26 protein-coding genes and 1 tRNA gene are annotated in these 24,354 nt (G+C 67.8%); 12 read left to right on the top strand and 15 right to left on the bottom strand.

Features of this window, described 5'->3' with window-relative positions; all coding sequences use genetic code 11:
- Positions 1 to 24: 24 nt before the first annotated feature.
- On the bottom strand, positions 25 to 282 hold the full coding sequence (locus tag AC1REM_RS08200; RefSeq protein ID WP_492514181.1) for a DUF3263 domain-containing protein: 258 nt from the start codon (positions 280 to 282) through the stop codon (positions 25 to 27).
- Between the two features lie 113 nt (positions 283 to 395).
- On the opposite strand from AC1REM_RS08200, the gene msrB reads away from it, so the two are divergent.
- Both msrB and AC1REM_RS08190 read left to right on the top strand, forming a co-directional pair.
- Positions 396 to 809: a peptide-methionine (R)-S-oxide reductase MsrB gene (gene msrB, locus AC1REM_RS08195; RefSeq protein ID WP_204939361.1), complete on the top strand. Its 414-nt coding sequence runs from the start codon at positions 396 to 398 to the stop codon at positions 807 to 809.
- The gene (locus AC1REM_RS08190) at positions 806 to 1,441 is read left to right on the top strand and encodes a nitroreductase family protein (protein WP_492514180.1); all 636 of its coding nucleotides are present in this window, start codon (positions 806 to 808) and stop codon (positions 1,439 to 1,441) included. Before msrB ends, AC1REM_RS08190 begins: the two co-directional genes overlap by 4 nt.
- Here AC1REM_RS08190 and AC1REM_RS08185 read toward each other — a convergent pair.
- Positions 1,438 to 2,385 carry a DMT family transporter gene (locus AC1REM_RS08185; protein ID WP_492514179.1) on the bottom strand — a complete coding sequence of 316 codons (948 nt, stop codon included), beginning with the start codon at positions 2,383 to 2,385 and terminating at the stop codon, positions 1,438 to 1,440. The genes AC1REM_RS08190 and AC1REM_RS08185 overlap by 4 nt on opposite strands.
- Positions 2,386 to 2,453: 68 nt before the next feature.
- On the opposite strand from AC1REM_RS08185, the gene AC1REM_RS08180 reads away from it, so the two are divergent.
- On the top strand, positions 2,454 to 3,101 hold the full coding sequence (locus tag AC1REM_RS08180) for an SOS response-associated peptidase family protein (protein ID WP_492514178.1): 648 nt from the start codon (positions 2,454 to 2,456) through the stop codon (positions 3,099 to 3,101).
- A gap of 49 nt (positions 3,102 to 3,150) precedes the next feature.
- Here AC1REM_RS08180 and AC1REM_RS08175 read toward each other — a convergent pair.
- Together AC1REM_RS08175 and AC1REM_RS08170 are read right to left on the bottom strand one after the other, a co-directional pair.
- A tRNA-Thr gene (locus tag AC1REM_RS08175) sits at positions 3,151 to 3,223 on the bottom strand.
- A 54-nt stretch (positions 3,224 to 3,277) separates the two neighbouring features.
- Positions 3,278 to 4,225 (bottom strand): DsbA family protein, encoded by a 948-nt coding sequence (locus AC1REM_RS08170; RefSeq protein WP_492514177.1) that lies wholly within the window; start codon positions 4,223 to 4,225, stop codon positions 3,278 to 3,280.
- A gap of 209 nt (positions 4,226 to 4,434) precedes the next feature.
- Between AC1REM_RS08170 and AC1REM_RS08165 the strand changes: the two genes are divergently transcribed.
- Together AC1REM_RS08165 and AC1REM_RS08160 are read left to right on the top strand one after the other, a co-directional pair.
- Positions 4,435 to 5,538 carry an ABC transporter ATP-binding protein gene (locus AC1REM_RS08165; RefSeq protein WP_492514176.1) on the top strand — a complete coding sequence of 368 codons (1,104 nt, stop codon included), beginning with the start codon at positions 4,435 to 4,437 and terminating at the stop codon, positions 5,536 to 5,538.
- 78 nt (positions 5,539 to 5,616) lie between these two features.
- The gene (locus AC1REM_RS08160; protein WP_492514175.1) at positions 5,617 to 6,921 is read left to right on the top strand and encodes a DUF4032 domain-containing protein; all 1,305 of its coding nucleotides are present in this window, start codon (positions 5,617 to 5,619) and stop codon (positions 6,919 to 6,921) included.
- Between the two features lie 7 nt (positions 6,922 to 6,928).
- Here the strand turns inward: AC1REM_RS08160 and AC1REM_RS08155 are convergent, their stop codons facing one another.
- From AC1REM_RS08155 to AC1REM_RS08135, 5 genes are all read right to left on the bottom strand, one after another.
- Positions 6,929 to 7,573, bottom strand: a complete 645-nt coding sequence (locus tag AC1REM_RS08155; RefSeq protein ID WP_492514174.1) for an NAD(P)-dependent oxidoreductase — start codon at positions 7,571 to 7,573, stop codon at positions 6,929 to 6,931.
- A 98-nt stretch (positions 7,574 to 7,671) separates the two neighbouring features.
- Positions 7,672 to 8,673 (bottom strand): 23S rRNA (guanosine(2251)-2'-O)-methyltransferase RlmB, encoded by a 1,002-nt coding sequence (gene rlmB, locus AC1REM_RS08150; protein ID WP_492514173.1) that lies wholly within the window; start codon positions 8,671 to 8,673, stop codon positions 7,672 to 7,674.
- Entirely contained in the window at positions 8,666 to 10,069 is a 1,404-nt protein-coding gene (cysS, locus tag AC1REM_RS08145) for a cysteine--tRNA ligase (protein WP_492514172.1), read from the bottom strand. Before cysS ends, rlmB begins: the two co-directional genes overlap by 8 nt.
- A 58-nt stretch (positions 10,070 to 10,127) precedes the next feature.
- Entirely contained in the window at positions 10,128 to 11,309 is a 1,182-nt protein-coding gene (gene ispD, locus AC1REM_RS08140; RefSeq protein ID WP_492514171.1) for a 2-C-methyl-D-erythritol 4-phosphate cytidylyltransferase, read from the bottom strand.
- Positions 11,310 to 11,401: 92 nt separating this feature from the next.
- On the bottom strand, positions 11,402 to 11,884 hold the full coding sequence (locus tag AC1REM_RS08135; protein WP_045273462.1) for a CarD family transcriptional regulator: 483 nt from the start codon (positions 11,882 to 11,884) through the stop codon (positions 11,402 to 11,404).
- A 149-nt stretch (positions 11,885 to 12,033) separates the two neighbouring features.
- Between AC1REM_RS08135 and AC1REM_RS08130 the strand changes: the two genes are divergently transcribed.
- Positions 12,034 to 12,501 (top strand): DNA modification methylase, encoded by a 468-nt coding sequence (locus tag AC1REM_RS08130; protein ID WP_492514170.1) that lies wholly within the window; start codon positions 12,034 to 12,036, stop codon positions 12,499 to 12,501.
- A 120-nt stretch (positions 12,502 to 12,621) separates the two neighbouring features.
- Positions 12,622 to 13,542, top strand: coding sequence for an endonuclease/exonuclease/phosphatase family protein (locus tag AC1REM_RS08125; protein WP_492514169.1), 921 nt, complete (start codon positions 12,622 to 12,624; stop codon positions 13,540 to 13,542).
- Positions 13,543 to 13,551: 9 nt separating this feature from the next.
- Here the strand turns inward: AC1REM_RS08125 and AC1REM_RS08120 are convergent, their stop codons facing one another.
- Positions 13,552 to 14,235 (bottom strand): response regulator, encoded by a 684-nt coding sequence (locus AC1REM_RS08120; RefSeq protein WP_492514168.1) that lies wholly within the window; start codon positions 14,233 to 14,235, stop codon positions 13,552 to 13,554.
- Positions 14,232 to 15,494, bottom strand: coding sequence for a sensor histidine kinase (locus AC1REM_RS08115; RefSeq protein WP_492514167.1), 1,263 nt, complete (start codon positions 15,492 to 15,494; stop codon positions 14,232 to 14,234). Before AC1REM_RS08115 ends, AC1REM_RS08120 begins: the two co-directional genes overlap by 4 nt.
- 194 nt (positions 15,495 to 15,688) lie before the next feature.
- Here AC1REM_RS08115 and phoU point away from each other — a divergent pair, with 194 nt between their 5' ends.
- Positions 15,689 to 16,375, top strand: a complete 687-nt coding sequence (gene phoU, locus AC1REM_RS08110; protein ID WP_204939347.1) for a phosphate signaling complex protein PhoU — start codon at positions 15,689 to 15,691, stop codon at positions 16,373 to 16,375.
- A gap of 91 nt (positions 16,376 to 16,466) precedes the next feature.
- Here the strand turns inward: phoU and AC1REM_RS08105 are convergent, their stop codons facing one another.
- Complete coding sequence (locus AC1REM_RS08105; RefSeq protein WP_204939346.1) at positions 16,467 to 17,216, bottom strand: phosphoglyceromutase; 750 nt, start codon at positions 17,214 to 17,216, stop codon at positions 16,467 to 16,469.
- A 78-nt stretch (positions 17,217 to 17,294) separates the two neighbouring features.
- Between AC1REM_RS08105 and AC1REM_RS08100 the strand changes: the two genes are divergently transcribed.
- Positions 17,295 to 18,119, top strand: a complete 825-nt coding sequence (locus AC1REM_RS08100; RefSeq protein WP_492514166.1) for a class I SAM-dependent methyltransferase — start codon at positions 17,295 to 17,297, stop codon at positions 18,117 to 18,119.
- A 2-nt stretch (positions 18,120 to 18,121) separates the two neighbouring features.
- Here AC1REM_RS08100 and ygfZ read toward each other — a convergent pair whose 3' ends face one another.
- The 3 genes from ygfZ to AC1REM_RS08085 form a co-directional block, all read right to left on the bottom strand.
- A complete protein-coding gene (gene ygfZ / locus AC1REM_RS08095) occupies positions 18,122 to 19,249 on the bottom strand; it encodes a CAF17-like 4Fe-4S cluster assembly/insertion protein YgfZ (RefSeq protein ID WP_492514165.1) in 1,128 nt (375 codons plus the stop codon).
- A complete protein-coding gene (locus AC1REM_RS08090) occupies positions 19,249 to 19,854 on the bottom strand; it encodes a heme-binding beta-barrel domain-containing protein (RefSeq protein ID WP_492514164.1) in 606 nt (201 codons plus the stop codon). Before AC1REM_RS08090 ends, ygfZ begins: the two co-directional genes overlap by 1 nt.
- A 178-nt stretch (positions 19,855 to 20,032) precedes the next feature.
- A complete protein-coding gene (locus AC1REM_RS08085) occupies positions 20,033 to 20,323 on the bottom strand; it encodes a hypothetical protein (RefSeq protein WP_204939342.1) in 291 nt (96 codons plus the stop codon).
- A gap of 72 nt (positions 20,324 to 20,395) precedes the next feature.
- Between AC1REM_RS08085 and AC1REM_RS08080 the strand changes: the two genes are divergently transcribed.
- The 3 genes from AC1REM_RS08080 (at position 20,396) to AC1REM_RS08070 (ending at position 24,264) form a co-directional block, all read left to right on the top strand.
- Entirely contained in the window at positions 20,396 to 21,091 is a 696-nt protein-coding gene (locus tag AC1REM_RS08080) for a winged helix-turn-helix domain-containing protein (protein WP_492514163.1), read from the top strand.
- A gap of 69 nt (positions 21,092 to 21,160) precedes the next feature.
- The gene (locus AC1REM_RS08075) at positions 21,161 to 23,329 is read left to right on the top strand and encodes an RNA degradosome polyphosphate kinase (RefSeq protein WP_492514162.1); all 2,169 of its coding nucleotides are present in this window, start codon (positions 21,161 to 21,163) and stop codon (positions 23,327 to 23,329) included.
- Positions 23,326 to 24,264, top strand: coding sequence for an NUDIX hydrolase (locus AC1REM_RS08070; RefSeq protein ID WP_492514161.1), 939 nt, complete (start codon positions 23,326 to 23,328; stop codon positions 24,262 to 24,264). The genes AC1REM_RS08075 and AC1REM_RS08070 overlap by 4 nt, the downstream gene beginning before the upstream one ends.
- Positions 24,265 to 24,354: the final 90 nt, after the last annotated feature.

The following is a 24,354-nucleotide window of genomic DNA, read 5'->3' as shown; positions in this document are numbered from 1 at the left end:
CCTGTGCGCGTGACGATCAGACTCTCAGCCGCGGTAGCCCGCACTTCGGGCGACGCGCCGCTCGACGCTCTGCTCCTCGCGTCGGCGCAGGCGACGAACGAGCATCGGGTCGTGAGCGAGGGCACGCTCGGTGAGGATCAGTCGCGCGAGCAGCTGATAGTAGCGGGCGGGCGCAAGCTCCAGCTCGACGCGAATCGCCTGCTCCTTCGCCCCGCTGTGCTGCGGCCAGCGCGCCTCCATCATGAGGATCTCGCGCTCGCGCTCGCTCAGCTCCTCCGTCATACCTCCAGGCTACGGCGGGCAGGGCTCGCATCCACGCAGGCGCGCTCGCGTGGCATCCGCATGCCCCCGCCCGGCCGAAATGGGTTGAGAATAGATGCAACACAGGAGGATCCATGTCGTACCGCGTGAACAAGACCGATAGCGAATGGCGCGCCGAGTTGGACGAGTCCAGCTACGCCGTCCTGCGCCAGGCCGCGACCGAGCGCCCCTGGACCGGCGCACTTCTCGACGAAGAACGTGCAGGCCTCTACGCCTGCGGCGCGTGTGGCGCGGAGCTGTTCCGCAGTGGCACGAAGTTCGATTCCGGATGCGGCTGGCCGAGCTTCTACGAGTCGATTCGCCCGGAGGCCGTCGAGCTCATCGAGGACACGACCCTCGGCATGGTGCGCACCGAAGTGCGCTGCGCCGCGTGCGGTTCACACCTCGGCCACGTCTTCCCCGACGGTTTCGGCACGCCCACAGGCGACCGCTACTGCATGAACTCGGTTGCGCTGAACTTCCAGCCCGACGCCGCTCCCGAGTCGTGACCGCACTCGACGCGATCCGCGCACGCCAGTCCCGATCCAAAGTCACCGATGTCGCCCCCTCGCACGAGGATCTCGTCACCCTGGTCGCTGCGGCCGGTCGCGTCGCGGATCATTCCTCGCTGCGCCCGTGGCGTCTGATCGAGCTGCGCGGTGACGATCGCCTCGTCCTGGGCGCGGCGATCGCGAAAGCGCAGGGCGACAAGTCCCCCTCGAGCAAGCCCCTGCGCGCACCCCTGCTGATCGCGGTGGTCGCCAGCTATCGCCCCAGCGAGAAGGTTCCGATGTGGGAGCAGGAGGCTGTCGCATCCGGCGTCGCCCATATGCTCAGCCTGCTGCTTGACGAGGCCGGCTGGGGCGTCATCTGGCGCACAGGCCACTACACCCGCTCGCGAGCTGTCGCGAAGGCGCACGGTCTCGGCAAGAACGAGCAGCTGCTCGGCTGGCTGTACGTGGGCGGAAAGCCCGCGGGCAAGCCCGGGCGACGCAAAGAGATCAAAGCCCGCGAGCTGATGTCGCGAATGCCCGCGCCGAAGCCGAAGAAGGACGCGGATGCTGCGCCCGTCGAGGCGCCCGCGAAGAAGGACAAGAAGAACAAGAAGGACAAGCCGAAGAAGGCGAAGAAGAAGTCCTAACCGCGGCGACGACGGGGCATCGCCGCAAACACGGCCGCGAGCCCGACGAGCACCATCGTGATGATCTGCCATACGGCGGGACCTGCCGCCGCGGGCCAGATGAGGTCGATGATCGCGGACGTCAGCAGCTGACCGAGCACGGAGCCGAGCCCCAGCAGGAGCACACCGATCCTGGCGACGATGAACGTGCCGAGCAGGATGTACACGACACCGATCAGGCCCCCGACGTACAGCCACGGCTCGGTCGGGAACGGCGCGGGCGGCCCCGTGACGGCGATGTTCACGATCGCGGCGACCGCGAGCAGAATCGCACCGCCGAAGAAACTGGCGAAGGTCGCCACGATCGGGGACTGCACCCGCTGCGCCAGACGCCCGTTCGCGGCGGACTGCCAGGCGATGCCGACGCCAGCGACGAACGGCAGCAGCAGCATCCACAGCGGCGCCTGCGAGAGCACGTCACCACCGAGCGAGATCCCCACTGCGACGAGCACGAGAGCCCCGCCGATGACGCGACCAGGTGTCACCGCGACGACACCGGCCGGCCCAAAGCCGATGCGATCGAGCACGAGGCCGTGCAGGGTCTGACCGGCAACCACGCCGACGGTGAAGAGCGCGACACCGAGGGCTCCGGCGACCAGCCCCTGCGTCGAGACGGTGAGCGCGCCGCAGGCGCCGCCAAGGAGCATCCAGAACGGGATGGCCCGGTTGCGCAACCCGTTCCACAGCGTGACGACTCCGCGTCGCGCACGCGGCATGAGGGGCACAAGAACGAAGAGCGCGATCAGGCCGACACTGAAGGAGACGAAACCGGCGAGGATCCCGTCGTCGAGCGTGACGCCCAGGACGCCGTTGATCCGCGCCTGGATGGCCGTCATCACGCCGATCGACACCGCACTGCCGACCGCGATGATCGTGGGCATGCGGGCGGCGGAGTTCTCGGTCACTCGTCCAAGGGTACCGCTGGTCGCCGCATGTCCTGTCGGATGTCGGCGGCCGCGCGTACTCTGACGTCATGTGCGCGAGCTATGGGCTGGACCCCCGCTACAACGACGATGAGTACCGCGCTGCCCTCGAGGCGAACATGCTCGAGGGTCTGCGCGCCTGGTCTCGCGAGAACGCGGGCGAGGTCCTTCTCCCCACAGGCAAGAACCTCCGCAACCTGAATCCGATCATCCGCGGCTCAGATCGCTGGGAACTCGGCTGGTGGGGGTATCTCGTGAACGGAGTACCCGCGGGATTCGCCTCCATCAACACGCGCTCCGAGCGACTGGCATCGGCGCGCGGCGGCCTTCCCGAGCGCGCGATCGTCCCCGCGTCGTACTGGCGCGAGATGCAGAAGCCCTCGCGCATCTGGCAGCACTTCGCACTCCCCGGCGACGAGATGCTCGGCCTCGCCGCCGTCGCGCGCCCGGGGCGCACCGCAGACGGGCTCGAGGTCACCTGCTTCAGCATCGTGATGGAAGACGCCAGAGACCGTGTGCGCGAGATTCATGATCGGATGCCCCTGCTCATCCCCGCGGGCTTCGCCGAGGAGTGGCTCTCCAGCGATGCACCTGCGGCCGAGCTGATCAGCGCCGCTGCCGGGGCATCCGCCGGCGTGGCATCGCGCATCGAAGTGCAGCCGCAGCGACCGCAACAGCAGAATCACACTCTGTTCTGACGAGAAACTCCCTCGCTCTTCGCAGAGAACGAGGGAGATTCCTGATGTGTGCCGACTACAGGACTTGAACCTGCAACCCCCGTATTACAAGTACGGTGCGCTACCAATTGCGCCAAGTCGGCGAGACCGTCCGCTCCGATGACGGTGCGGGGTCGCCCCCAGTCTACGGGGCAGATTCAGCTCGCCGGAACAGTCTCGGTCGGACTCGGCGTGGGCGTCGGCGTGGGCGTGGAGAAGTACGCATCGCTGGCGATGTCCTGGACGAACTGCGAGAACTCCGCCGGGTCGTCGAGCGCGCCCACGTATGCGCGGCCGTTCACGACGATCGTCGGGGCGCCGTTCAGAACGAGATCCTTGGATCCGGGCAGAGGCCCCTCGAGGGCGCGGGCCGTGGCGTCCTTCGCCCAGGAGGCGAAATCCTTGCCCTGGATGCAGGCACGCACGTCCTTCGGTCGTTCCACGCCTACGGCGACCGCGATGTCCGCCAGCTCTTCATCGCTCTTTCCAGCGGTGTCGAGCTCCGGCTGGCTGAGCAGCAGCTCGTGGTTGTACGCGGCGAACTTGTCATTCGACAGCGAGGCCACGCAGGCCGATGCCGCAGCCGCACGCAGCGAGTACTTGGTACCGCTGGAGTTGGCAGTCAGGAGAGCGACAGGGTGATACGCGACGGTCGCCGCGCCCTGGTCGATCCAGCTCGCCAGCTGGCGCGCGTTGGCGCGCTCGAACTGGCCGGCACCCGGCGAGAGGTAGTCCACATAGACATGGATGTCGACCGCACCCGCGGCCACCGTCGGCAACGCCGTGGGAGCGGGCGTGGCAGTCGCGTCATCCGGGGTCGGCGTCGCCGGAATCTCACCCGTGTCTTCCGCGCTGACCGCACGAAGCACAACGCCGTCGTCCTTCATGTTCGAGGGTGTGAGCTCGGGCTTGGACGCCGAGGAGCTGACGGCCCACACGACTCCGGCTGTGATGCCACCGACAACGAGAACCGCCACGATCCCGAGCACCGAGCGTCGGATGACGCGGGCTCTGGACTGCTGGGCATGCACCTGCTGGGCCTTTTCCCGGACCGCCTCGCGCGAATTGCGGGTGGTGGGGACGTTCGGCGTCTCGTCGCTCGACATCGTTCCTCTTGAGAGTTTGCGGGGATGGGTTTCCCCCAGTGGATTGCGCGAAGCAATAGATCGATGTTAACGAGACAGGCTGAGAAATTCCCAGACACGGCCGGTCATGCCATACTGAATCTGGCCCAAAGACGGGCCACGGCGGATCGCACCGCCGCTTCCATCACGAAGGATCGCCCGGCACGTACCGCCGGTGAAGGAGAAATGCCATGGCATCTGTCACTTTTGACGACGCAACCCGCCTGTACCCCGGCGGCACCCGCCCGGCTGTCGACAAGCTGAACCTCGAAGTGGGCGACGGCGAGTTCCTCGTCCTGGTCGGCCCCTCCGGCTGCGGTAAGTCCACCTCGCTGCGTATGCTCGCCGGCCTCGAAGAGGTCAACGCCGGACGCATCCTCATCGGCGACCGCGACGTCACGGACGTTCCGCCGAAGGACCGCGACATCGCCATGGTCTTCCAGAACTACGCCCTGTACCCGCACATGACGGTCGCCGAGAACATGGGCTTCGCCCTGAAGATCGCCGGCGTCAACAAGGACGAGCGCGCCGCTCGCGTGCTCGAGGCCGCGAAGCTCCTCGACCTCGAGGACTACCTGACCCGCAAGCCGAAGGCCCTCTCGGGTGGTCAGCGTCAGCGTGTCGCCATGGGTCGCGCGATCGTGCGTCAGCCCCAGGTGTTCCTCATGGACGAGCCGCTGTCGAACCTCGACGCGAAGCTCCGTGTCCAGACCCGTACGCAGATCGCGTCGCTCCAGCGCCGCCTGGGCGTCACCACGGTCTACGTCACGCACGACCAGACCGAGGCTCTCACCATGGGTGACCGCATCGCTGTGCTCAAGGACGGTCTGCTGCAGCAGGTCGGCACCCCGCGCGACCTGTACGAGAAGCCCGAGAACGTCTTCGTCGCCGGCTTCATCGGCTCGCCCGCGATGAACCTGTTCGCGACCGACCTCGTCGATGGCGGCGTGCAGTTCGGCTCGGAGGTCGTCCCGCTTGACCGCGACACCGCGGGTCGCGCGAACGGCAGCCAGGTCACGATCGGCGTGCGTCCGGAAGACATCACGGTCGGCCCCGCCGACGGCAAGGGCCTGTCTGTCACGGTCGACCTCGTCGAGGAACTCGGTGCAGACGGCTACCTCTACGGTCACGCCGAGGTCGCGGGCAAGCGCACCGAGATCGTCGCGCGCGTTGATGGCCGCAACCACCCGAACGCGGGCGAGACGGTCACGCTGGCTGCGAACCCGGGTCACGTGCACGCGTTCGACATCGAGTCCGGCAGCCGCCTGAACGCCGCGCCGATCGTTTCGGCGTAACTTTCACAGAGCGCGGCACGGGCAGACCTCGGTCTCCCGTGCCGCGCTCTTTTCGTCCGCGAGAACGAGAGGTCTCGGATGCAGAAGTCGTTGAGCATCACGGCGAGCACGGTCGATCCCGGACTGCTGGCGCTGCCGTGGTCGACGCCACTGGCCAAGTGGCCCTCCCAGACCATCGTGTCGCTTCCGAAGGGCCTGTCCCGGCACCTCGTCCGATTCGCGGATCTGTCGGGTCGCGTCGTGGCCGTCAAGGAGACGACGGAGGAGATGGCCCGGCGCGAGTACGAGATGCTCGGCAATCTCGCGCGCCTTGCGGTGCCGTGTGTGGAGCGGGTCGCGGTGATCGCCGGTCGCGCGGATGCCTCCGGCACTCCCCTGCCTGCAGCTCTCGTGACCACGCACCTGCGCTTCTCAATGCCGTATCGCGCCCTGTTCACTCAGGTGCTGCGCCCGGACACCGCCACCCGCCTCGTCGATGCCCTCGCACTCCTGCTCGTGCGCCTGCACAACGTCGGGTTCTTCTGGGGCGACGTCTCCCTGTCGAATGCCCTCTTCCGTCGCGACGCCGGTGCATTCGCCGCGTACCTCGTCGACGCGGAGACGGGCGAGCTGCATGAGAGCGGACTCACCGACGGACAGCGCCTGCACGACCTGGACGTCGCCCGCACGAACATCGCCGGGGAGATCATGGACCTGGCCGCGGGCGGTCGGCTGGAGCACGGCGTGGACGCCGTCGCGATCGCCGATGGCATCGTCTCCTCGTACCACTCGCTGTGGGCGGCACTCACCGCGCATGAGTCCTTCGCCGCGGGTGAGACCTGGCGCATCACCGAGCGCGTCGAAAAGCTCAACGCGCTCGGCTTCGACATCGGCGAGATGTCGATTCAGACGACGGCGGATGGCACGCGCGTACAGATCCAGCCGAAGGTCGTCGACGCGGGGCACCACCAGCGACGCCTCATCCGCCTCACAGGTCTCGATGTCGAGGAGAACCAGGCGCGCCGCCTGCTGAACGATCTCGACGAGTTCCGCGCCCGTTCCACCAAGGACTGGGTCGACGAGGAGATGTACGCGCACGAGTGGCTGACGCGAGTCTTCGAGCCGGTTGTTCGCGCGATTCCCTACGATCTGCGGGCGAAGCTCGAACCGGCGGAGGTGTTCCACCAGGTGCTGGAGCACCGCTGGTACCTCTCGCAGGCGCAGGGGCGCTCCGTGGCGCTGGCTGAGGTGCTCACGTCATACATCGATCAGGTACTGCGCCACCGTCGAGATGAGGCGACGATCATGGGACCGCCGACCGAGACGATGTCTCTGCCTGTGATCACCGGGATGATCGATCTCGACGACGACGCGGATGCGGTCGACTGGCGCGATCTGGTCTGAACGGAGCTCAGTAGCCGACGGTGAAACGCGCACGGTGGTGCGCGGGGCGCTCGATCTCGTCGACGATCGCCATCGCGAAGTCGGCGCCGGAGATCGTGGAGGTGCCGTCTGCGTCGCGGATCACCACGCCATCGTCACCACGGCGGTAGTGCCCGGTGCGCTCGCCCTCGACCCACGGACCGAAGACCTCAGCGGGGTGCACGAAGAACCAGTCCAGCGACGGGTCGGATGCCTCAAGCAGAGCCAGTGCGTCGATTCCGGCCTGCGCCTCGTGCTTGTACTCCTCGGGGAAGTCGAGATCGAACAGACGCGGGCCGCCTGGTGCGGTGAGGCTTCCGCCCGCACCGCCCACGACGCCCAGTCGAGCCGACGTGCCGGTGAGCGCTGCGGCGACTCCGCCGAGGGCGTCGACAGCCAGGTCGCTCATGTCTCCCCGAGGAGAGAGCGACGAGATGACAGCATCCGCACCATCGACGACCTGACGTACGGCTTCAGCGTCGAGCACCGAACCCTGCACGTAGCTCGTCCCTTCCACCGGAGCCTCAGGGACAGAGCGGGAGAACGCCACGACCTCATGCCCCCGCCGCACCGCCTCTGCGACGATGTGTCCTCCGGCATAGCCGGTTCCTCCGATGACGACGATGCGAGCCATGTGGTGTCCTTCCGATCGGGCGCAATATCAAGCGAAACGCCGCGGTCGAATCGGGTATTCCCGAGCCGACCGCGGCGTTCTCACAACGTTTCCGTGTCTTACTTCGCCGCCCGCGTCGTCGCGACCTGGTACAGCGCGACGGAGGTCGCGATACCGGCGTTGAGCGACTCGGTCGCGGTGGAGATCGGGATCGAGACGATCTGGTCGCAGGTCTCGGTGACCAAGCGCGAGAGACCCTTGCCCTCGGAGCCGACGACGATCACGACGGGGCGGTCAGCGAGTTCGAGCGCCGGAAGGGAGACATCACCGTCACCGTCGAGCCCGAGCACGAAGACGCCCTGCTTCTTGAACTCCTTCAGCGTGGTCGTCAGGTTCGGGGCGAGAGCGACAGGCAGACGCGCAGCAGCGCCGGCGCTGGTCTTCCATGCGGCGGAGTTGACGCCGGCGGAGCGACGCTGCGGCAGGATGATGCCGTGTCCGCCGAAGGCTGCCGTCGAGCGGATGATCGCGCCGAGGTTGCGCGGATCGGTGATGCCGTCGAGTGCGACGAACAGCGGAACCTGGCCGCGGTCGATGACCTTCTCGAGCAGGTCCTGCGGGTGGGCGTACTCGTAGGGCGGCACCTTGATGGCAACACCCTGGTGCACGCCGTCGAAGCCCGCCATGCGGTCAAGCTCCTGGCGCGTGACCTCCATGACCGGAATACCCCGGTTGGTGGCGATCGAGAGCATCTCCTTGACACGGTCGTCCATCTCGACGCGCTGCGCGACGTACAACGCCGTCGCGGGGATCTTCGTGCGCAGTGCTTCGAGCACAGAGTTGCGTCCGGTGACGGTCTCGATGTCAGCAGCCGCATCCTTCGCGCGCACCTGACGATTCGGGTTGCTGCCCGACTGCGGACGCTGACCGGGCTTGCCCTTTCCACCGGCTGCCGCGAAACGCTCGGCCGCAGCCTTGCGCTTGCCTGCCGGGTGCCAGGCGCGATCCTCAGCCTTCGGGGTCGGGCCGCGACCCTCCAGCGCCTTGCGGCCGAGGCCGCCCGTGCCCTTCGAAGGGCCCTTCTTCTTCTTGCCCGCAGAGGGGTTTCCGAACTTAGCCATCAATGCTCCAATGTGTTCCGTCGGGGCCGTCTTCGAGCACGATGCCCGCTGCGGCGATCGCATCGCGGATGCGATCCGCTGCGGCCCAGTCTTTGTCTGCGCGCGCCTGGGCGCGCTGGGTGATCATGGTCTGCACGAGGACGTCGAGAGCGGATGCTTCGGCGCCTCCCTGTGCGTGCGCCCATTCGGGGGCGGCGGGGTCGAGTCCGAGCACGCCGAGCATGCGCGACACCGACACCGCGTGTCCGAGGGCTGTCGCACTGTCTCCGGCGTCGAGTGCCGAGTTGCCGGCGCGCACGGTCTCGTGGACGACGGCGAGTGCCTGCGGGACGCCCAGGTCGTCATCCATCGCCGCCGCGAACGCATCCGGAACCGAGCCGTCGCCCGCACTGGCACCGGCAGCGCGGGCGACGCGCTCCAGGAACGAGCGGATGCGACCGAGCGCCGCCTCTGCCTCCTGCCAAGACCCTTCGGTGAGATCGAGGCTGGAGCGGTAGTGGGCGGCGGCAAGCGCGTAGCGAACGACAAGCGGGTCATGTTCGGCGAGCACATCGGCGGCGAGCGTGAAGTTTCCGAGAGACTTCGACATCTTCTGTCCGCCCACGGTCACAAGACCGTTGTGCATCCAGTACTGTGCAAAGCCGTCGCCTGCGGCGGTGGACTGGGCCAGCTCGTTCTCGTGGTGCGGGAAGCGAAGATCGAGGCCGCCCCCGTGGATGTCGAACTCTGCACCGAGGTAGCGCTTGGCCATGGCCGAGCACTCGATGTGCCAGCCCGGACGACCCGCACCCCACGGCGACTGCCAGGTCGCGTCCGCGGGCTCGCCGGCCTTGGCACCCTTCCACAGCGCGAAGTCCTGGGGGCTGCGCTTGCCGCGGGGATCCGCGTCTTCTGCCGCTTCCATCGCGTCGACCGACTGTCGAGTGAGCGAGCCATAGGCGCTCCACGAGCGCACGTCGAAGTAGACATCGCCCGAGCCGTCCGCGGCCGGGTAGGCGTGCCCGCGCTCGATGAGCTGCGTGATGAGCTCCTGCATCTGCGGAATCGAGGCCGTGGCCCGTGGTTCGTACGTCGGGGCGAGGATTCCGACGGCAGCGTACGCAGCAGTGAACTCCCGCTCCATGCGGTAGGCAAGCGCCCACCATGGCTCGGTATCGGTGGCGTTCGCCAGCACCTTGTCGTCGATGTCGGTGACGTTGCGCACGAAGGTCACGCGACCGTGCCGGTGCGTGAGCCAGCGGCGCAGGATGTCGAAGCTGAGCGCCGCGCGCACATGCCCGATATGCGGGCCGGACTGCACCGTGGGTCCACACACGTACATCGTGGCGTTCTCGGGATCGAGAGGCACGAAGTCGCGCAGTTGCTGCGCGCGGGTGTCGTAGAGGCGGAGAGTCACCGCTCAAGCTTACTTTGCCCGCCGCCGCTTCCCCTGAGCGTGTCGCGCGCGACCCAGATCAGATCGGAAAAACGACGGCAACCGCGGTCACGGAGATGCCTTCGCTGCGCCCCGGGAAGCCGAGCCCGTCCGTCGTGGTCGCCCCGACAGCCACGGGTGCGCCACCGAGCGCGGCCGAGAGCACGGCTTCGGCTTCGGCCCGACGGGCACTGAAACGAGGGCGATTCGCCTGGAACTGCACCGAGACGTTGCCGATCGTGAAGCCGGCCTCGTGCAGCAGCTCGCGCGTGCGCCGCAGGAAGACATCGGCGTGCGCGCCGGCGAACTCCGGATGCGCCGTGCCGAAGTGCTGACCGATGTCACCGAGCCCCGCCGCGCCGAGAAGCGCATCCACGATCGCGTGCGCCACGGCGTCACCGTCGGAGTGCCCGGACAGCGGCGTCTCCCCCGGCCATTCCAGCCCCGCCAGCCACAGCGAGCCTTCGCCGCCGAAGGCGTGCACATCGGTGCCGATGCCCACCCGAGGAATTGCCGCAGCCGGAACACGCGGGGCCAAGAGCATCCGCGCGCGCTCCAGATCAGCCGGCGTCGTGATCTTGAAGGCCCTCTCGGAGCCCTCGATACGACGCACCGGGTAGCCGGACGCGGCGAAGAGCTGCGCGTCGTCGGTGTACTCGACGCCCGGCTCGGCCGCGGCGAACGCAGCGACGAGAAGCGCCCGCGGGAACCCCTGCGGCGTCTGTGCGGCGACCAGCACTGAGCGGTCCACCGCCGCGGTCACGCTGTCAGCTTCTACCCGCTTGAGCGTGTCGATCACGGCGAGCGCGGGAATCACCCCGGAGTCGGGTGTCACCGCGGCGGCGACGGCGTTGATCAGCTCCGGTGGCGTGAGCGCGCGCGCAGCATCATGCACGAGAACGGTCGTGATGTCCGCCCACACCTCCGCAAGCCCTGCCGCGACGGAATCGTGCCGTGTGGCGCCTCCTGTGACGACGCGGACCAGGGGCATCCGATCCCCGGCGGCCGTCTGCGCCTCCGCCTCCGCCTCGCCCTCGTATCCGGCGGGCGCGACGATGATCACCTGCGCCGTCTCGGCGGCGAAGACGCCGTCGAGGGCGTGCCGCAGGATGCTGCGCTGATCGATACCGACGAAGGCCTTGGGTACTCCAGCACCGAGGCGAGTGCCGGAGCCTCCGGCAACGATGATGATCGCGGTCTGCGGCACAGCGAGGAGAGTCACGCTCTCACGTTACCCGCGGTCGCGGCTCGTGCCCACAACACGAAAGAGGCGGATGCCGGAGCATCCGCCTCTTTCGTGAATCGTGTCGTCGCTCAGGAAGCGAGCACCTCGTCGAGAAGCGCTCCGGCCTTCTCTTCGTCGGTCTTCTCGGCGAGAGCGAGCTCGGACGTCAGAATCTGACGAGCCTTCGCCAGCATGCGCTTCTCACCCGCGGAGAGACCGCGATCCTGATCACGGCGCCAGAGGTCGCGGACGACCTCGCTCACCTTGATGACGTCACCCGAAGCAAGCTTCTCCAGGTTCGCCTTGTACCGACGCGACCAGTTGGTCGGCTCTTCGGTGAAGGGGGCGCGCAGAACCTCGAACACGCGGTCGAGACCCTCCTGGCCGATGACATCGCGGACACCGACGAGATCAACATTCTCGGCGGGAACCTCAATGATCAGGTCACCCTGGGTGACATTGAGCTTCAGGTACTTCTTCGTCTCACCCTTGATCACGCGGTCTTTGACCTCGATGATCGTGGCGGCCCCGTGGTGCGGGTAGACGACTGTTTCGCCAACCTCAAAAAGCATAAAGTCGTGTCCTTTCGGCAATCTCCAGGATACCACAGCGGGCATGCACTAGGGTTTGCCGAGCACATCGCGCGGAGGTGCAACACAGTCGGGCTCTGCGGAAGGCCTAGAATGGTCGAGGACTGTCACGCCGCACCTCAGGAGGACCCGTGAAATCGCGCCTTGTAGCGTCTCTCGCCATCAGCGCTGCCGTCATCGTCGGCGCAACCGGCTGCTCCATGATCTCGCCTGTGGCGACTCAGATCCAGTACTCGGCATCGGACGGCGTCAACGTTCCCGGTGACGGCCCCGTGCTCGTGCGCAACGCACTCATCGTGGCCAGCGAAGACGGCACCCTCGGCAACTTCGTCGCGGCTCTCGTCAACGACACCCAGGAGACGGCCAGCATCACGATCGAGGTCGAAGGCCTCGCACCCGCGACCGTCAAGGTCAAGCCCGGCAACCCGGTCAGCCTCGGCGCCAGCGCAGAGCCGCTGCTGCTCGAGGGCCTCGATGTCATGCCCGGCTCGACGGTCGCGGTCTACTTCCAGACCGGCGACGCCGAGGGACAGCTCGTGCAGGTTCCCGTGCTCGACGGATCGCTCGCGCAGTACGCCGACCTCGTTCCGAGCGAGTAACACCAGACTTCACGACGAAGGGCCCGTGCACTGTGCACGGGCCCTTCGTCGATGTGTCCGGAGCCTCGGGTGACGCACAGCTGCCGTGCGCCATGATGAAACCCGCCTGAGAGGAGAGTTATGTCGACGCCTGCGATTCGCCAGAAGCGCCGCCGCGGTGCGCGCGTGCTGGTCGGTGTCAATCTCGCCCTCGCCGCACTCATGCTCTGCGGGTGGATTCCCGGGCCCGTCGGCACGGCCGTTGCCGTGCTCCTGCCTGGACTCGGCGTCATCGCGATCGCCGTGACCCTCGCCACCCTCCTCCTCGTGCGTCGCGCGGCGATCGCGGCATCCGCGGCCGTCGTCGTGTTCCTGATCGCCGCGGCTCCGGCGATGCCCGCGTTCGCCAGCGCTCCCGGCACGACGTCGATCTCGATCGCGAGCCAGAACGTGCGCGCGCAGTCGGGCGGCGGTGCCGCGTCGGCGCAGGACCTCATGGCGCAGCATCCAGATGTCGTGACCCTCACCGAGCTCGATGCGGAGAGCCGCACCGCCGCCGCCGATGTCCTCGCAGAGTCATACCCCTACTCCTACGCGGTCGGCACCGTGGGTATATGGAGCACGCTTCCCCTCACCGACGGCGAGCCGCTCGACCTCGGACTGGGCTGGAACCGCGCCCTGCGAGTCACTGTGCAGGCACCGGCGGGCGATACCGCCGTCTACCTGGTGCACGCGGCGTCGGTGCGCCCCGGAGCGCAGGACGCCCGAGACGAGATGCTCGCAGAACTGGCCACAACGATCGCCGACGACGACGCTCCACGAGTGATCGCTCTCGGCGATTTCAACGCCGCCACGACAGACCCGGCGCTGCTGCCGCTGTCCGCAGAGCTCACTCGGGCACGGTCGACAGACGGCGGCACCGGATTCACCTGGCCCGCCACGTTCCCCGTCGTGCGCATCGACCACGTGTTCCAGCGAGGCTTCGCCGTTGCCAGCTCCGACACGCTGCGCGCCGGCACCAGCGATCATCTCGCCGTTCTCGCCACCCTCACCATCGGTTGACGCGAGCGCTCAGCCCTCGAACCGGTAGCCGAGCCCGCGCACGGTCACGAGCATGACGGGCTCACTCGGGCTCTGCTCGATGCGCGACCGGATGCGCTTGATGTGGACATCGAGCGTTTTGGTGTCGCCGAAGTAGTCACTCCCCCACACGCGGTCGATGAGCTGACCACGCGTGAGCACACGCCCCGCGTTGCGCATGAGCACCTCAAGAAGCTCGAACTCCTTGAGAGGCATGTTGATGACCTCGCGGTCCACGGCGACGGTGTGACGGTCGATGTCGAGAGTGACACGGCCGGCCTCCAGCACACGCTCGTCGACCTCGTCATCCGCCTGCACGACGCGGCGCAGCACAGCGCGCATCCGCGCCAGCAGCTCACGCGACGAGTACGGCTTGGTGATGTAGTCATCCGCACCCAATTCGAGACCGACCACGATGTCGACCTCGGTGTCCTTCGCTGTGAGCATGATGATCGGCACGTTCGAGGTGGTGCGGATCTGGCGGCACACCTCGGTGCCGGGAACGCCCGGGAGCATGAGGTCGAGCAGCACGACATCCGCGCCGTTGTCACGGAAGGCGGCGATCGCGGACGGCCCGTCCTCTGCGATCTCGACGTCGTAGCCTTCTCGGCGCAGCAGGTATGCAAGCGGATCGGCGAGGTCGGGTTCGTCTTCTACGAGGAGGATGCGCGTCATTCTTGATCTCCGTTAGAGGGGTGGGACTTCTTCTTGTTCGAGCGGGCGGATCCAGTGCGATTCGCGTCCTTGGCGGTCTTGCGCTCGTCGCGTCGTTTCCGCTTGTGCTTCTTCTTGTCATGCGGATCGGCCGCGGGTGCGTCGACCTGAGGCAGCCGCATCGTGAAGGTGGAGCCGCGGCCGGCGCGCGACCACACGCGCACCTCGCCGCCGTGTCGCTGCGTGGCGTGCTTCACGATCGACAGCCCGAGCCCGGTTCCACCGGTCCTGCGCGATCGCGCCTCATCGGCACGGTAGAAGCGCTCGAAGATGCGCTCCTGATCGCTCTCGGCGATGCCGATGCCCTGATCGGTGACAGCGATCTCGACGATGTCGCCGTCGGAGCGGACGCCGACGCCGACACGGGAACCGCGCGGCGAATAGGCGATCGCGTTCGTGATGAGGTTGCCGACCGCCTCGGTGAGGATCTGCGCGTCTCCGCGTACCCACACACCGCGGTCACCGCCCCGGGAGAGTTCGACGCCCGCACCATCGGCCTGCACGAAATGCGCCTCGACGGAGGCGGCGATGACCTCGTCGAGCGCGACGGGACCGAACTCGCCGAGCCCGTCGGCGGCCTGCAGCCGAGACAGGCTCATGATGCGCCCGGTGAGCTGGTTCAGGCGTCCGGCCTCCGCGGTGATGCGGGAGGCGAACTGGCGCACCTGAGCGGGATCGTCCGCGGCCATCTCGATCGCCTCAGCGAGCAGCGTGACCGCGCCCACGGGCGTCTTGAGCTCATGGCTCGTGTTCGCGACGAAGTCATTGCGCATCTGGTCCAGACGCTCCTGCTCCGTGACATCCCGCACGATCAGAAGGCTGAGACGCGGCCCGAGTGTGCTGGCCCGGGCGGACACGAGACGCGAGTCCACGCTGATGCCGCCGCGGGCGAGCCGGAGCGTCTGCGAGTCGGTCGAGCCGGTGGTGCGGACCGCGCGGATGAGCGCGCGCAGGTCGGGGTTCTCGAGGGTGGTTCCCGAGACGATCCCGAAATGCGACGCCGCCGCGGATGTCGCAACCACGAGTCCGGAGGAATCCACAGCGCACGCGGCGTCATCCATTCCGGAGAGCACGGCGGCGAGGCCGTCCGGCAGCTCCGAGCTCGTCTGGACGAGCGCCTGTGCGCGGGCGCGCAACGCGGCCACGATGATCGCCGTGACCCCTGCCCCGATCGCCACCCCGAGAATCAGGGCGAGCAGCGCCAGCTGCGTGGTGTTCATGCCTCCAGCGTAGGCGTCGAAACGGCACATGAACGGCGGGTAGCCCCGGGATCAGGCAGGTCGAGGCCTAGTATTCACGTGCACGGCACCATCCGTTAACCTTCGGCGCACAGAATCGCTGAGTGCGGTCGAGTGCCGCTCATCCGCCGCGTCTCGCGCATGTGCGAGGCGTTAGACGAGAAAGGTTCGTCACCATGCGCCAGGTCTTCCATCAGTCCCTCGAGGACGTGCAGTCCCGCCTTGTCGAGATCGCCGACCTCATCGCCGTCGCGATCGACAAGGCCACCCGCGCCTTCGCGACGAGCGACGTCGCGCTGGCCGAGGAGGTCATCGCCGACGACGCTCACATCGACGAGCGCGCTCTCGAGCTCGACGAGATCGCCATCGAGATCCTCGCCCGTCAGCAGCCGGTTGCTCGCGACCTGCGCATCGTCGTCACCGCGCTGCGTGTCAGCGCGTCGCTGGAGCGCATGGGCGACATGGCCGAGCACATCGCACAGCTCGCTCGCTACCGCTTCCCGGAGCGCGCGATTCCGAAGGGCCTGAAGAGCACGTTCGTCAGCATGGGCGAGCGTGACGTCGAGATCGCGCGCACGCTGTCCGAGCTGCTGCGCACACAGGACCTGCGCCTCGCCGACCAGATCCGCAACGCGGATGACGCCGTCGACGAGCTGCACGCCCGCGTCTTCGAGAAGGTGCTGAGCGAGAACTGGCGCGGCGAGGCAACCGCGACCGTCGATGCGACTCTCGCCAGCCGTTACCACGAGCGCTTCGCCGACCACGCGGTGTCCGTCGCCAAGAAGGTCGTCTACCTCGCGACCGGCGACTGGGCCGCCGACACGGACGCCATCGACATCGCGATCACCAAGGACCAGGCGTAGGACGCGTCATCTCTCGCGCTGTGAGGCGAGAGATGACGAAGGGGCGGATGCTGCAGCATCCGCCCCTTCGTCTGTTCGGCCGTCTAGCCGACTACTTTTTGCCCTGTGAGGCGACCGCGGCGGCACCGGCGGCTGCGGCCTCCGGGTCGAGGTAGCGACCCGGGGCGAGCGGCACGTTGTTCTCGTCGAGCTCGTAGACCAGCGGGATGCCGGTCGGGATGTTGAGCTCGGCGATGTCTTCATCGCTGATGTTCTCGAGGTGCTTGACGAGACCGCGCAGCGAGTTGCCGTGCGCCGTGACGAGGACGGTCTTGCCCGCCTCGAGATCGGGGACGATCGCGTCGTTCCAGTACGGCAGCAGACGATCGATGACGATCGACAGCGACTCGGTGCGGGGCACCTCGCCGTCGATGCCGACGTAGCGCGGGTCGTTCACCTGGCTGAACTCGCTGTCGTCGTCGAGCGGGGGCGGCGGAACGTCGAACGAGCGGCGCCACAGCTGGAACTGCTCGGGGCCGAACTCTTCGAGAGTCTGCGCCTTGTCCTTGCCCTGCAGCGCACCGTAGTGACGCTCGTTGAGGCGCCAGCTGCGGGTCACCGGGATCCACAGGCGGTCGGCCGCGTCGAGCGCGATGTTCGCGGTCTGGATCGCGCGGCTCAGCATGGAGGTGTGCAGCACGTCGGGCAGGATGCCCGACTCGGCCAGCAGTTCACCGCCGCGCTGGGCCTCGGCACGGCCCTGCTCGTTGAGGCGGACGTCGACCCAGCCGGTGAACAGGTTGAGCTCGTTCCATTCGCTGCGGCCGTGGCGGAGCAGAATGAGAGTACGCGGAGAAGTCATGCCTCCAGCTTATCGACGGCCGCTGGCAGCGATGCTCCCGTGACGATCCGTCCGGGCGCCGTGCGGAAGAATGGAGCAATGGCGCCCTCCCCTCTCGGTCACCCCACCCGGGGGACGACGGGCACGAATCGGCTCCGCCGCAATGACCGGTGGATCGCCGCCTCGGGGGCCTTCCGCCGCGCCGCTGATCCTCTCGTCGTGGATCTCGGCTACGGAGCGAGCGGCGTGACCGCGTTCGAGCTCGCCGCGCGGCTTGTGCGCGTGCGTCCGGACGCGGAGGTGCTCGGGCTGGAGCTCGATCCGGACCGCGTGCGCGTCGCCCGTGAGCAGTTGGCCGAGATCCGCACCGGCGGACGGCCGTTTCCGCAGGATCTTCCGGTGTCCTTCGCCCGGGGCGGTTTCGAGGTGCCCGCGCCCGCCGGACGGCGCCCGGCGATCATCCGCGCGATGAATGTGCTCCGGCAGTACGACGAGGCGGAGGTTCCGGGTGCGTGGGCCCAGATGGCCTCGCGTCTCGCACCAGACGGGCTGCTGATCGAGGGCACCTGTGATGAGATCGGTCGGGTGTCCAGCTGGGTGGATGTGGGGGCGGATGCGGCGCCGCAGCGTTTCACGATCTCCCTGCGTCTGCGCGGGCTGGAGCAGCCGAGCGTCGTCGCCGAACGGCTGCCGAAGGCGCTGATCCATCGCAATGTGCCCGGCGAGCGCGTGCATGCGCTGCTGGGCGACCTCGACCGCGAGTGGAATCGCGCCGCCGGCGTCGGCACCTTCGGGCCGGTGCAGCGCTACCTGGCGGTCGTGACCGCGCTGCGCGCACAGGGCTGGCCGATCCTCGGCGGGCGCACGCGCTGGCGTCTCGGCGAACTCACCGTTCCGTGGGAAGCGGTGGCTCCGCTCCCCTGACGTCAAACGTCGCGCGGGTCGGGTGCGGTGGGGCGTCGCGAAAGACGCGTCAGACGCGGAACGTTCGCGGTCGCGCCCGCCTCTGCGGGCACGATGATCTCCTGCGAGGCCGCGACGTCGCCGTCTGCGGTGCGCACGACGAGGGCATCGGCAGGTGCACGCCGGCTGAGGATCGCAAGCGCGATCGGCCCGAGCTCGTAGTGCCGGGCGACCGAGGTGATGTGCCCGACCTCGTCGTCCCCTGCGATCACGACGTCACCGGGCGCGGGGAAGATGCTGTCGCTGCCGTCGAGGTGCAACGCGGTCAGCCGACGCGGCGGGTGCCCGAGATTGTGCACCTTCGCGACTGTCTCCTGCCCGCGGTAGCACCCCTTCGACAGGTGCACGGCGCTGCGGATCCAATCCGTCTCATGCGGGATCGAACGGTCATCGACTTCACGCGCCCAGCGCGGACGCCAGGCGGCCACACGCAGCGCTTCGGCGGCGAGAGTGCCCGCCCACGTGGCATCCTCGCGCGCATCGACGCGCGCGACCAGCGCCGCGGTGGCGTCTGCGTCGACGATCGCGATCCGCCAGGCATACTCCGCACCGGGATGATCCTCACCGAGGTGGTACTGGTGACCACCCGGCTGCACGGTGCTCCAGGGGTCGCTCCACACCAGAGGCACCTCGTGCGGGGTGATGGCCGCGCCCACCGCGAGCTCGTCCGCCACGCCGCCGGCGATGACGCCGACAGCGCTCAGGTCGTCGCGCACCGTCACGACCGCACGTGCGCGGAACACCATTCGCGTCAGCCACGCGGCCAGTGCAGGGGCATCCCCCGCATCCGCGATCAGCCAGGTGCTCACACCGTCGTCGACGACGCCGGCCGCGTGCTCGACGCGCCCCTGCGGATCCAGCACGAGAAGCTCGGTGCTCTCGCCGGGCTGCAGACGAAGCAGCGATTGCGACGTGATCGAGTCAAGCCACGTCAGGCGGTCCGCACCTTCAACCTCGACGACCGTCCGATCACCGAGTGGGGACAGGGCCGTACCGCGATCAAGGGCGCGTTGTTCGCGCGTCGGGTCGCCGAAGTGGCTCACCACATCGTCATCGAGAACCGCGCCGGGAATGTGCGAGAAGGCGGACATCAGGGCATCCGGGCCAGGCGCGCCGAGGCGTGCGAGCGCATCTCGGTGCCGAGCGCCGCAATGTCCCACGCCCACAGCAGGTGACCGTCGACGAGACCGTACATGCGGCTGGCTGCCCCGTAGACCTTGGCGCTCGCGGCGCGCACGATCGCATCGGAGGCGATGTCGATGCGCGGTCCGTTGACCTCGCCGAGGTACAGTTCGAGCCCGCCATCGGAATGCGCGATAGAGACCTCGATCGGGAACCCCCCGCGCTCGCTGCGCAGCTCTTCCACATCGTGCACCGTGCGCACGGGGGCGGTGCCGATCGGCGGAAGCAGCGCAGGACCGGGATCGGTCGGCAGCGCGGGGCGGCTGAGACGCCAGAAGCCGGACTCGGCGACCAGCGGAATGGATGCCTCGCCCTCCTCGGCGGCCATCCACGCGGTCGCCGCGTAGTTCAAGAAGGGACCACCGTCATGGCTGAAGCTCACGCGGTGCGTGAACTCACCCGTGAAATGGTGTCCGCCCGCCTCGTACTCGATGACACCCGTGCCCTCCCAGACACCGAGGAGCCACGAGAGAGGAGCGAGATCGGCGGGCAGATCGGTCGGAAGGTCGATCATGCCGATCCTCCGGTCAGCGCTGGCCGCGGAAGAGGTTGACGAGCACAGCGCCCGAGACGAAGGCGATGGCGAGGCCGGCGAGGCCGAGCAGGCCAACGAAGAAGAGTTCGAGCGCGACGAGGTCCATACGGCCACTCTACCGCGCTTTCCCGCGCCTGCGACGTGCCGATCGCAGGTTTCAGACGTGCAGGATCGTCGCGAGCGCGAAACCCACCGAGGACAGCCCCATGAGAAGCAGAGCCCCGAGCGCGCTGCCCGCCACGCGGACGATGAAGCCCTGCGTGCGTCCGTAGACGAGCTGCACGCCGAACGACAGCAGCAGACACCCGCCGAAGGCGATCACCATCCAGGGCATGACGAGGGCCTCCGGGACGAAGAGCCCGATCGCGACAGCCGCAACAGCACCCACGACCCAGACGATCGCCATGCCGCCGAGGGCGTTGCGCGGAGCGAGAGCCGGTTCAGACATGTGTCCATTGTGACTCATGGCGCGAGGCCGTGGGCATGCCGGCGCTATCATGGGGCGCACGAAAGGACTCGCTTGGCTCTCCTGCTGGTGTTGACATCATCTCCGACCACGGAGAGTGTCCTGCCCGCGCTCGAACTCCTGAGCCACCAGGTCCGCACCATTCCGGCGCAGCCCGCAGAACTCGTCACGGCACCGGATGCCGACCTCGTCATCGTGGATGCCCGCACGGCGCTCGTCGCCGCGAAGTCGCTCTGCACGCTCATCCGCACCACGGGCCATCGTGCACCGCTGCTCCTGGTCGTGACCGAGGGCGGCATGAGCGCGGTGAACGGCGACTGGGGAATCGACGACATGATCCTCGACACCGCAGGCCCCGCAGAGGTGGATGCCCGCATCCGCCTCGCTCTCTCCCGCGAAGTCGCCACGGACGACGAGCCCGTGCGCGTCCAGGCATCCGGAATCACGATCGATGAGCAGTCCTACTCGGCGAAGCTCCACGGCCGCGCGCTCGATCTGACCTACAAAGAGTTCCAGCTGCTGCACTTCCTCGCCACGCATCCCTCTCGCGTGTTCACGCGCGAGCAGCTACTCAGCGAGGTCTGGGGCTACGACTACTTCGGCGGCACGCGCACGGTCGACGTGCATGTGCGCCGCCTGCGAGCCAAGCTCGGCGACCATGAGCAGGTCATCGGCACGGTGCGCAACGTCGGCTACCGCTTCAATGTCTACGACGATGACAGTCATGCCACGGCGCGGGCTTCCGACTGAGCCGCGCGCGACCGACGCAACGCGACCGAGTTCACTCGCGCGTCACCGACGGGTGCCATGATGAATCACATGATGGATCCCGCACTCGCAGATTCCGGCCTCGGCGACGCTGAGGATGACGACTTCGATGTGGCTTTCGAGGCACCGGATTCGGATCTGCCGGAGAACCGCTACCTCGACCGTGAGCTGAGCTGGCTCGCGTTCAACCAGCGGGTGCTCGAACTCGGCGAGGACCCGACGATCCCGGTGCTCGAGCGCGCCAACTTCCTCGCCATCTTCGCGAGCAACCTTGACGAGTTCTTCATGGTGCGCGTCGCGGGGCTCAAGCGCCGCATCATCACGGGGCTCGCGGTGCCGACGAACGTCGGTCGCGCACCGGCCGACGCCCTCGCCGACATCTCGGCAGAGGCGCACCAGCTCCAGCTCCGCCACGCGGCAGCATGGACCGACCTCGTCCGCCCGGCCCTCGTCGATGCCGGAATCCAGGTCTGCGAGTGGAACGAGCTCGCCGACGACGAACGCGAGACGCTGACCGAGTACTTCCAGTTGCAGGTGTTCCCGGTACTCATGCCGCTCGCGGTCGACCCGGCGCATCCGTTCCCCTACATCTCCGGTCTCTCGCTCAACCTCGCGATTCGCATTCGCAACGCACGCACCGGCCGCCAGGAGTTCGCGCGTCTCAAGGTTCCCCCCATGCTCCCCCGCTTCGTGCAGGTGCCGGGCAGTGATGGCGGGCTGCGCTTCATCCGCCTGGAAGAGCTCATCGCCAATCACCTCGGCGACCTCTTCCCCGGCATGGAGGTGCTCGATCACCACGCCTTCCGCCTCACCCGGAACGAGGACGTCGAGATCGAAGAGGACGAGAGCGAGAACCTGATCCAGGCTCTTGAGGCCGAGCTCCTGCGTCGGCGCTTCGGTCCGCCGATCCGCCTCGAGATCACCGATGACATGGATGACGTCACCCTCGATCTGCTGATCAAGGAGCTCGACATCACCAATCAGGAGGTCTATCGCCTCCCCGGCCCGCTCGACCTCGGCGGCCTCTTCGACATCGCGCGCATCGACCGTCCCGACCTGCACTATCCCCCGCATGTCCCCACGACAGCGGTCGCGTTCCAGCCCGGCGACGGCCGCGAGCGCGGCGACATCTTCCGCGCGCTGCGCAAGGCGGATGTGCTCGTGCACCACCCGTACGAGTCGTTCACGACGAGCGTGCAGGCGTTCCTCGAGCAGGCCGCACGCGACCCGCACGTGCTCGCCATCAAGCAGACGCTCTACCGCACCTCCGGCGACAGCCCCATCGTGCAGGCGCTCATCGACGCGGCAGAGGCCGGCAAGCAGGTCCTCGCACTCGTAGAGGTCAAGGCCCGATTCGACGAGGCCAACAACATCGTCTGGGCGCGCAAGCTCGAGAAGGCGGGCGTGCACGTCGTCTACGGCCTTGTCGGGCTGAAGACGCACTGCAAGCTCGCACTCGTCATCCGTCAGGAAGACGGGATGCTGCGCCACTACTCGCACGTCGGGACGGGCAACTACAACCCGAAGACGAGCCGCGTGTACGAGGACCTCGGGCTCTTCACCGCCGACCCGCAGGTCGGAAAAGACCTCACCCGGCTGTTCAACGAGCTCAGCGGCTACGCGATCGAGAAGAAGTTCAAGCGGCTTCTCGTCGCGCCGCTGCACCTGCGCAAGGGCCTCCTGCGCCTGATCGACCGCGAGCGGGCGCACGCCATCGCCGGCAAACCCGCCCACATCCGCATCAAGGTCAACTCGATGGTCGACGAGCAGATCATCGACGCGCTCTACCGCGCCAGCGAAGCGGGCGTGCGCGTGGACGTCTGGGTGCGCGGCATCTGCAGCCTGCGCACCGACCTCCCCGGTGTGACCGACAACATCACGGTGCGCAGCATCGTCGGCCGCTACCTCGAGCACTCACGCATCTTCGCGTTCGACAACGACGGCGACCCACAGGTGTACATCGGCAGCGCCGACATGATGCACCGCAACCTCGACCGCCGGATCGAGGCACTCGTCCGGGTCTCCGCGCCCGCCCACGTCGAAGAGCTGCTGTCCTTCTTCGACGGCGCATTCGATGAGAACACGCTCGCCTGGCGACTCGGCGCAGGCGGCGTGTGGGAACGTCACACGGTCAGCGCCACCGGCAAGCCACTCGCCGATCTGCAGAACCGCACGATGTCGCAGATCCAGCGGCGTCGTCGGACGCGGTCGGTGCGATGAGCGAATCTGCGGTCTACGCCGCAGGCGGGGTGGTCTGGCGGCTCATCGACGGCAAGCTGCGGCTGCTGCTGATCCACCGCACCAAGTACCGCGACGTCACCCTCCCCAAAGGCAAGGTCGACCCCGGCGAGATGCTCGCGCAGACCGCAGCGCGAGAGATCTTCGAGGAGACCGGGATCCGCGTCATCCTCGGCGTTCCGGTCGGCGTCTCGCGCTACCAGATGACCAATCGCAAGACGAAGGTCGTGCACTACTGGTCGGCCGAGGCGACCGATCAGGCGATCCGGCAGTCGGCGTTCGTGCCGAACCGCGAGATCGCCGCGATCGAGTGGGTCAGCCTCAAGAAGGCACGTGCCCGGCTCAGCTACCCCGTCGATGTCGAGATCCTCGACGAGTTCGAACGACTCATCGCCGATGGCATCCTGCACACCTTCCCGATCATCGCGCTGCGTCATGCGAAGGCGGTTGCGCGCTCGGAGTGGGACGGCGCGGATGCCTCGCGTCCGCTGACGCCCCGCGGGCAGGCACAGGCCCAGAACATCGTCGGCGCGCTCCGTTCCTTCGGCACGCGACGGATCGTCACCAGTGACGCCGTCCGCTGTGTGGAGACCGTCGCGCCTCTCGCCCGCGGGCTCTCGCGCACGCCCCGGCAGACAGCGCTCCTCAGTCAGGATGCCTGGGAAGACGGCACATCCGATGTCCGCGCGGTCATCGGCAAGCGCATCCGATCCGGCAAGGCCGCGGTCGTCTGCAGTCACGGCCCGGTCCTCCCCGACATCCTTCGAGAGATCGCCCTCGCCACCGGCACGCTGCAGGGTTCGTATCTGAGCAGCGCCGCGGATCTCCCCGTCGGAGCGTTCAGCGTCGTGCATCTGTCGGCGACGAACCCCGGATCCGGAATCATCTCGATCGAGACGCACGCGCCCAACGCGTGAATCCGCGGGGCGTCTCTGCTTCGCCGCCTGCCGTTCACCTTCCGTTTACCCGGGGGGATCACTCTGGTTAACACACGCTTCTAACGTCAG

It is taken from the genome of Microbacterium sp. GW823-FHT02G05, assembly GCF_058797175.1.
Note: the sequence above shows the minus strand (reverse complement) of the source record. Positions and strands in the feature narration are given on the sequence as shown.

Coding starts and splice junctions, on each gene's coding strand:
- AC1REM_RS08075 (WP_492514162.1), top strand. CDS start 21,161: ATGATGGATCCCGCACTCGCAGATTCCGGCCTCGGCGACGCTGAGGAT.
- AC1REM_RS08200 (WP_492514181.1), bottom strand. CDS start 282: ATGACGGAGGAGCTGAGCGAGCGCGAGCGCGAGATCCTCATGATGGAG.
- AC1REM_RS08170 (WP_492514177.1), bottom strand. CDS start 4,225: ATGTCGAGCGACGAGACGCCGAACGTCCCCACCACCCGCAATTCGCGC.
- AC1REM_RS08165 (WP_492514176.1), top strand. CDS start 4,435: ATGGCATCTGTCACTTTTGACGACGCAACCCGCCTGTACCCCGGCGGC.
- AC1REM_RS08180 (WP_492514178.1), top strand. CDS start 2,454: ATGTGCGCGAGCTATGGGCTGGACCCCCGCTACAACGACGATGAGTAC.
- AC1REM_RS08090 (WP_492514164.1), bottom strand. CDS start 19,854: ATGATCGACCTTCCGACCGATCTGCCCGCCGATCTCGCTCCTCTCTCG.
- AC1REM_RS08100 (WP_492514166.1), top strand. CDS start 17,295: ATGGCGCCCTCCCCTCTCGGTCACCCCACCCGGGGGACGACGGGCACG.
- AC1REM_RS08160 (WP_492514175.1), top strand. CDS start 5,617: ATGCAGAAGTCGTTGAGCATCACGGCGAGCACGGTCGATCCCGGACTG.
- AC1REM_RS08085 (WP_204939342.1), bottom strand. CDS start 20,323: ATGTCTGAACCGGCTCTCGCTCCGCGCAACGCCCTCGGCGGCATGGCG.
- rlmB (WP_492514173.1), bottom strand. CDS start 8,673: ATGGCTAAGTTCGGAAACCCCTCTGCGGGCAAGAAGAAGAAGGGCCCT.
- AC1REM_RS08070 (WP_492514161.1), top strand. CDS start 23,326: ATGAGCGAATCTGCGGTCTACGCCGCAGGCGGGGTGGTCTGGCGGCTC.
- AC1REM_RS08135 (WP_045273462.1), bottom strand. CDS start 11,884: ATGCTTTTTGAGGTTGGCGAAACAGTCGTCTACCCGCACCACGGGGCC.
- AC1REM_RS08120 (WP_492514168.1), bottom strand. CDS start 14,235: ATGACGCGCATCCTCCTCGTAGAAGACGAACCCGACCTCGCCGATCCG.
- AC1REM_RS08105 (WP_204939346.1), bottom strand. CDS start 17,216: ATGACTTCTCCGCGTACTCTCATTCTGCTCCGCCACGGCCGCAGCGAA.
- msrB (WP_204939361.1), top strand. CDS start 396: ATGTCGTACCGCGTGAACAAGACCGATAGCGAATGGCGCGCCGAGTTG.
- AC1REM_RS08155 (WP_492514174.1), bottom strand. CDS start 7,573: ATGGCTCGCATCGTCGTCATCGGAGGAACCGGCTATGCCGGAGGACAC.
- phoU (WP_204939347.1), top strand. CDS start 15,689: ATGCGCCAGGTCTTCCATCAGTCCCTCGAGGACGTGCAGTCCCGCCTT.
- AC1REM_RS08115 (WP_492514167.1), bottom strand. CDS start 15,494: ATGAACACCACGCAGCTGGCGCTGCTCGCCCTGATTCTCGGGGTGGCG.
- ygfZ (WP_492514165.1), bottom strand. CDS start 19,249: ATGTCCGCCTTCTCGCACATTCCCGGCGCGGTTCTCGATGACGATGTG.
- AC1REM_RS08125 (WP_492514169.1), top strand. CDS start 12,622: ATGTCGACGCCTGCGATTCGCCAGAAGCGCCGCCGCGGTGCGCGCGTG.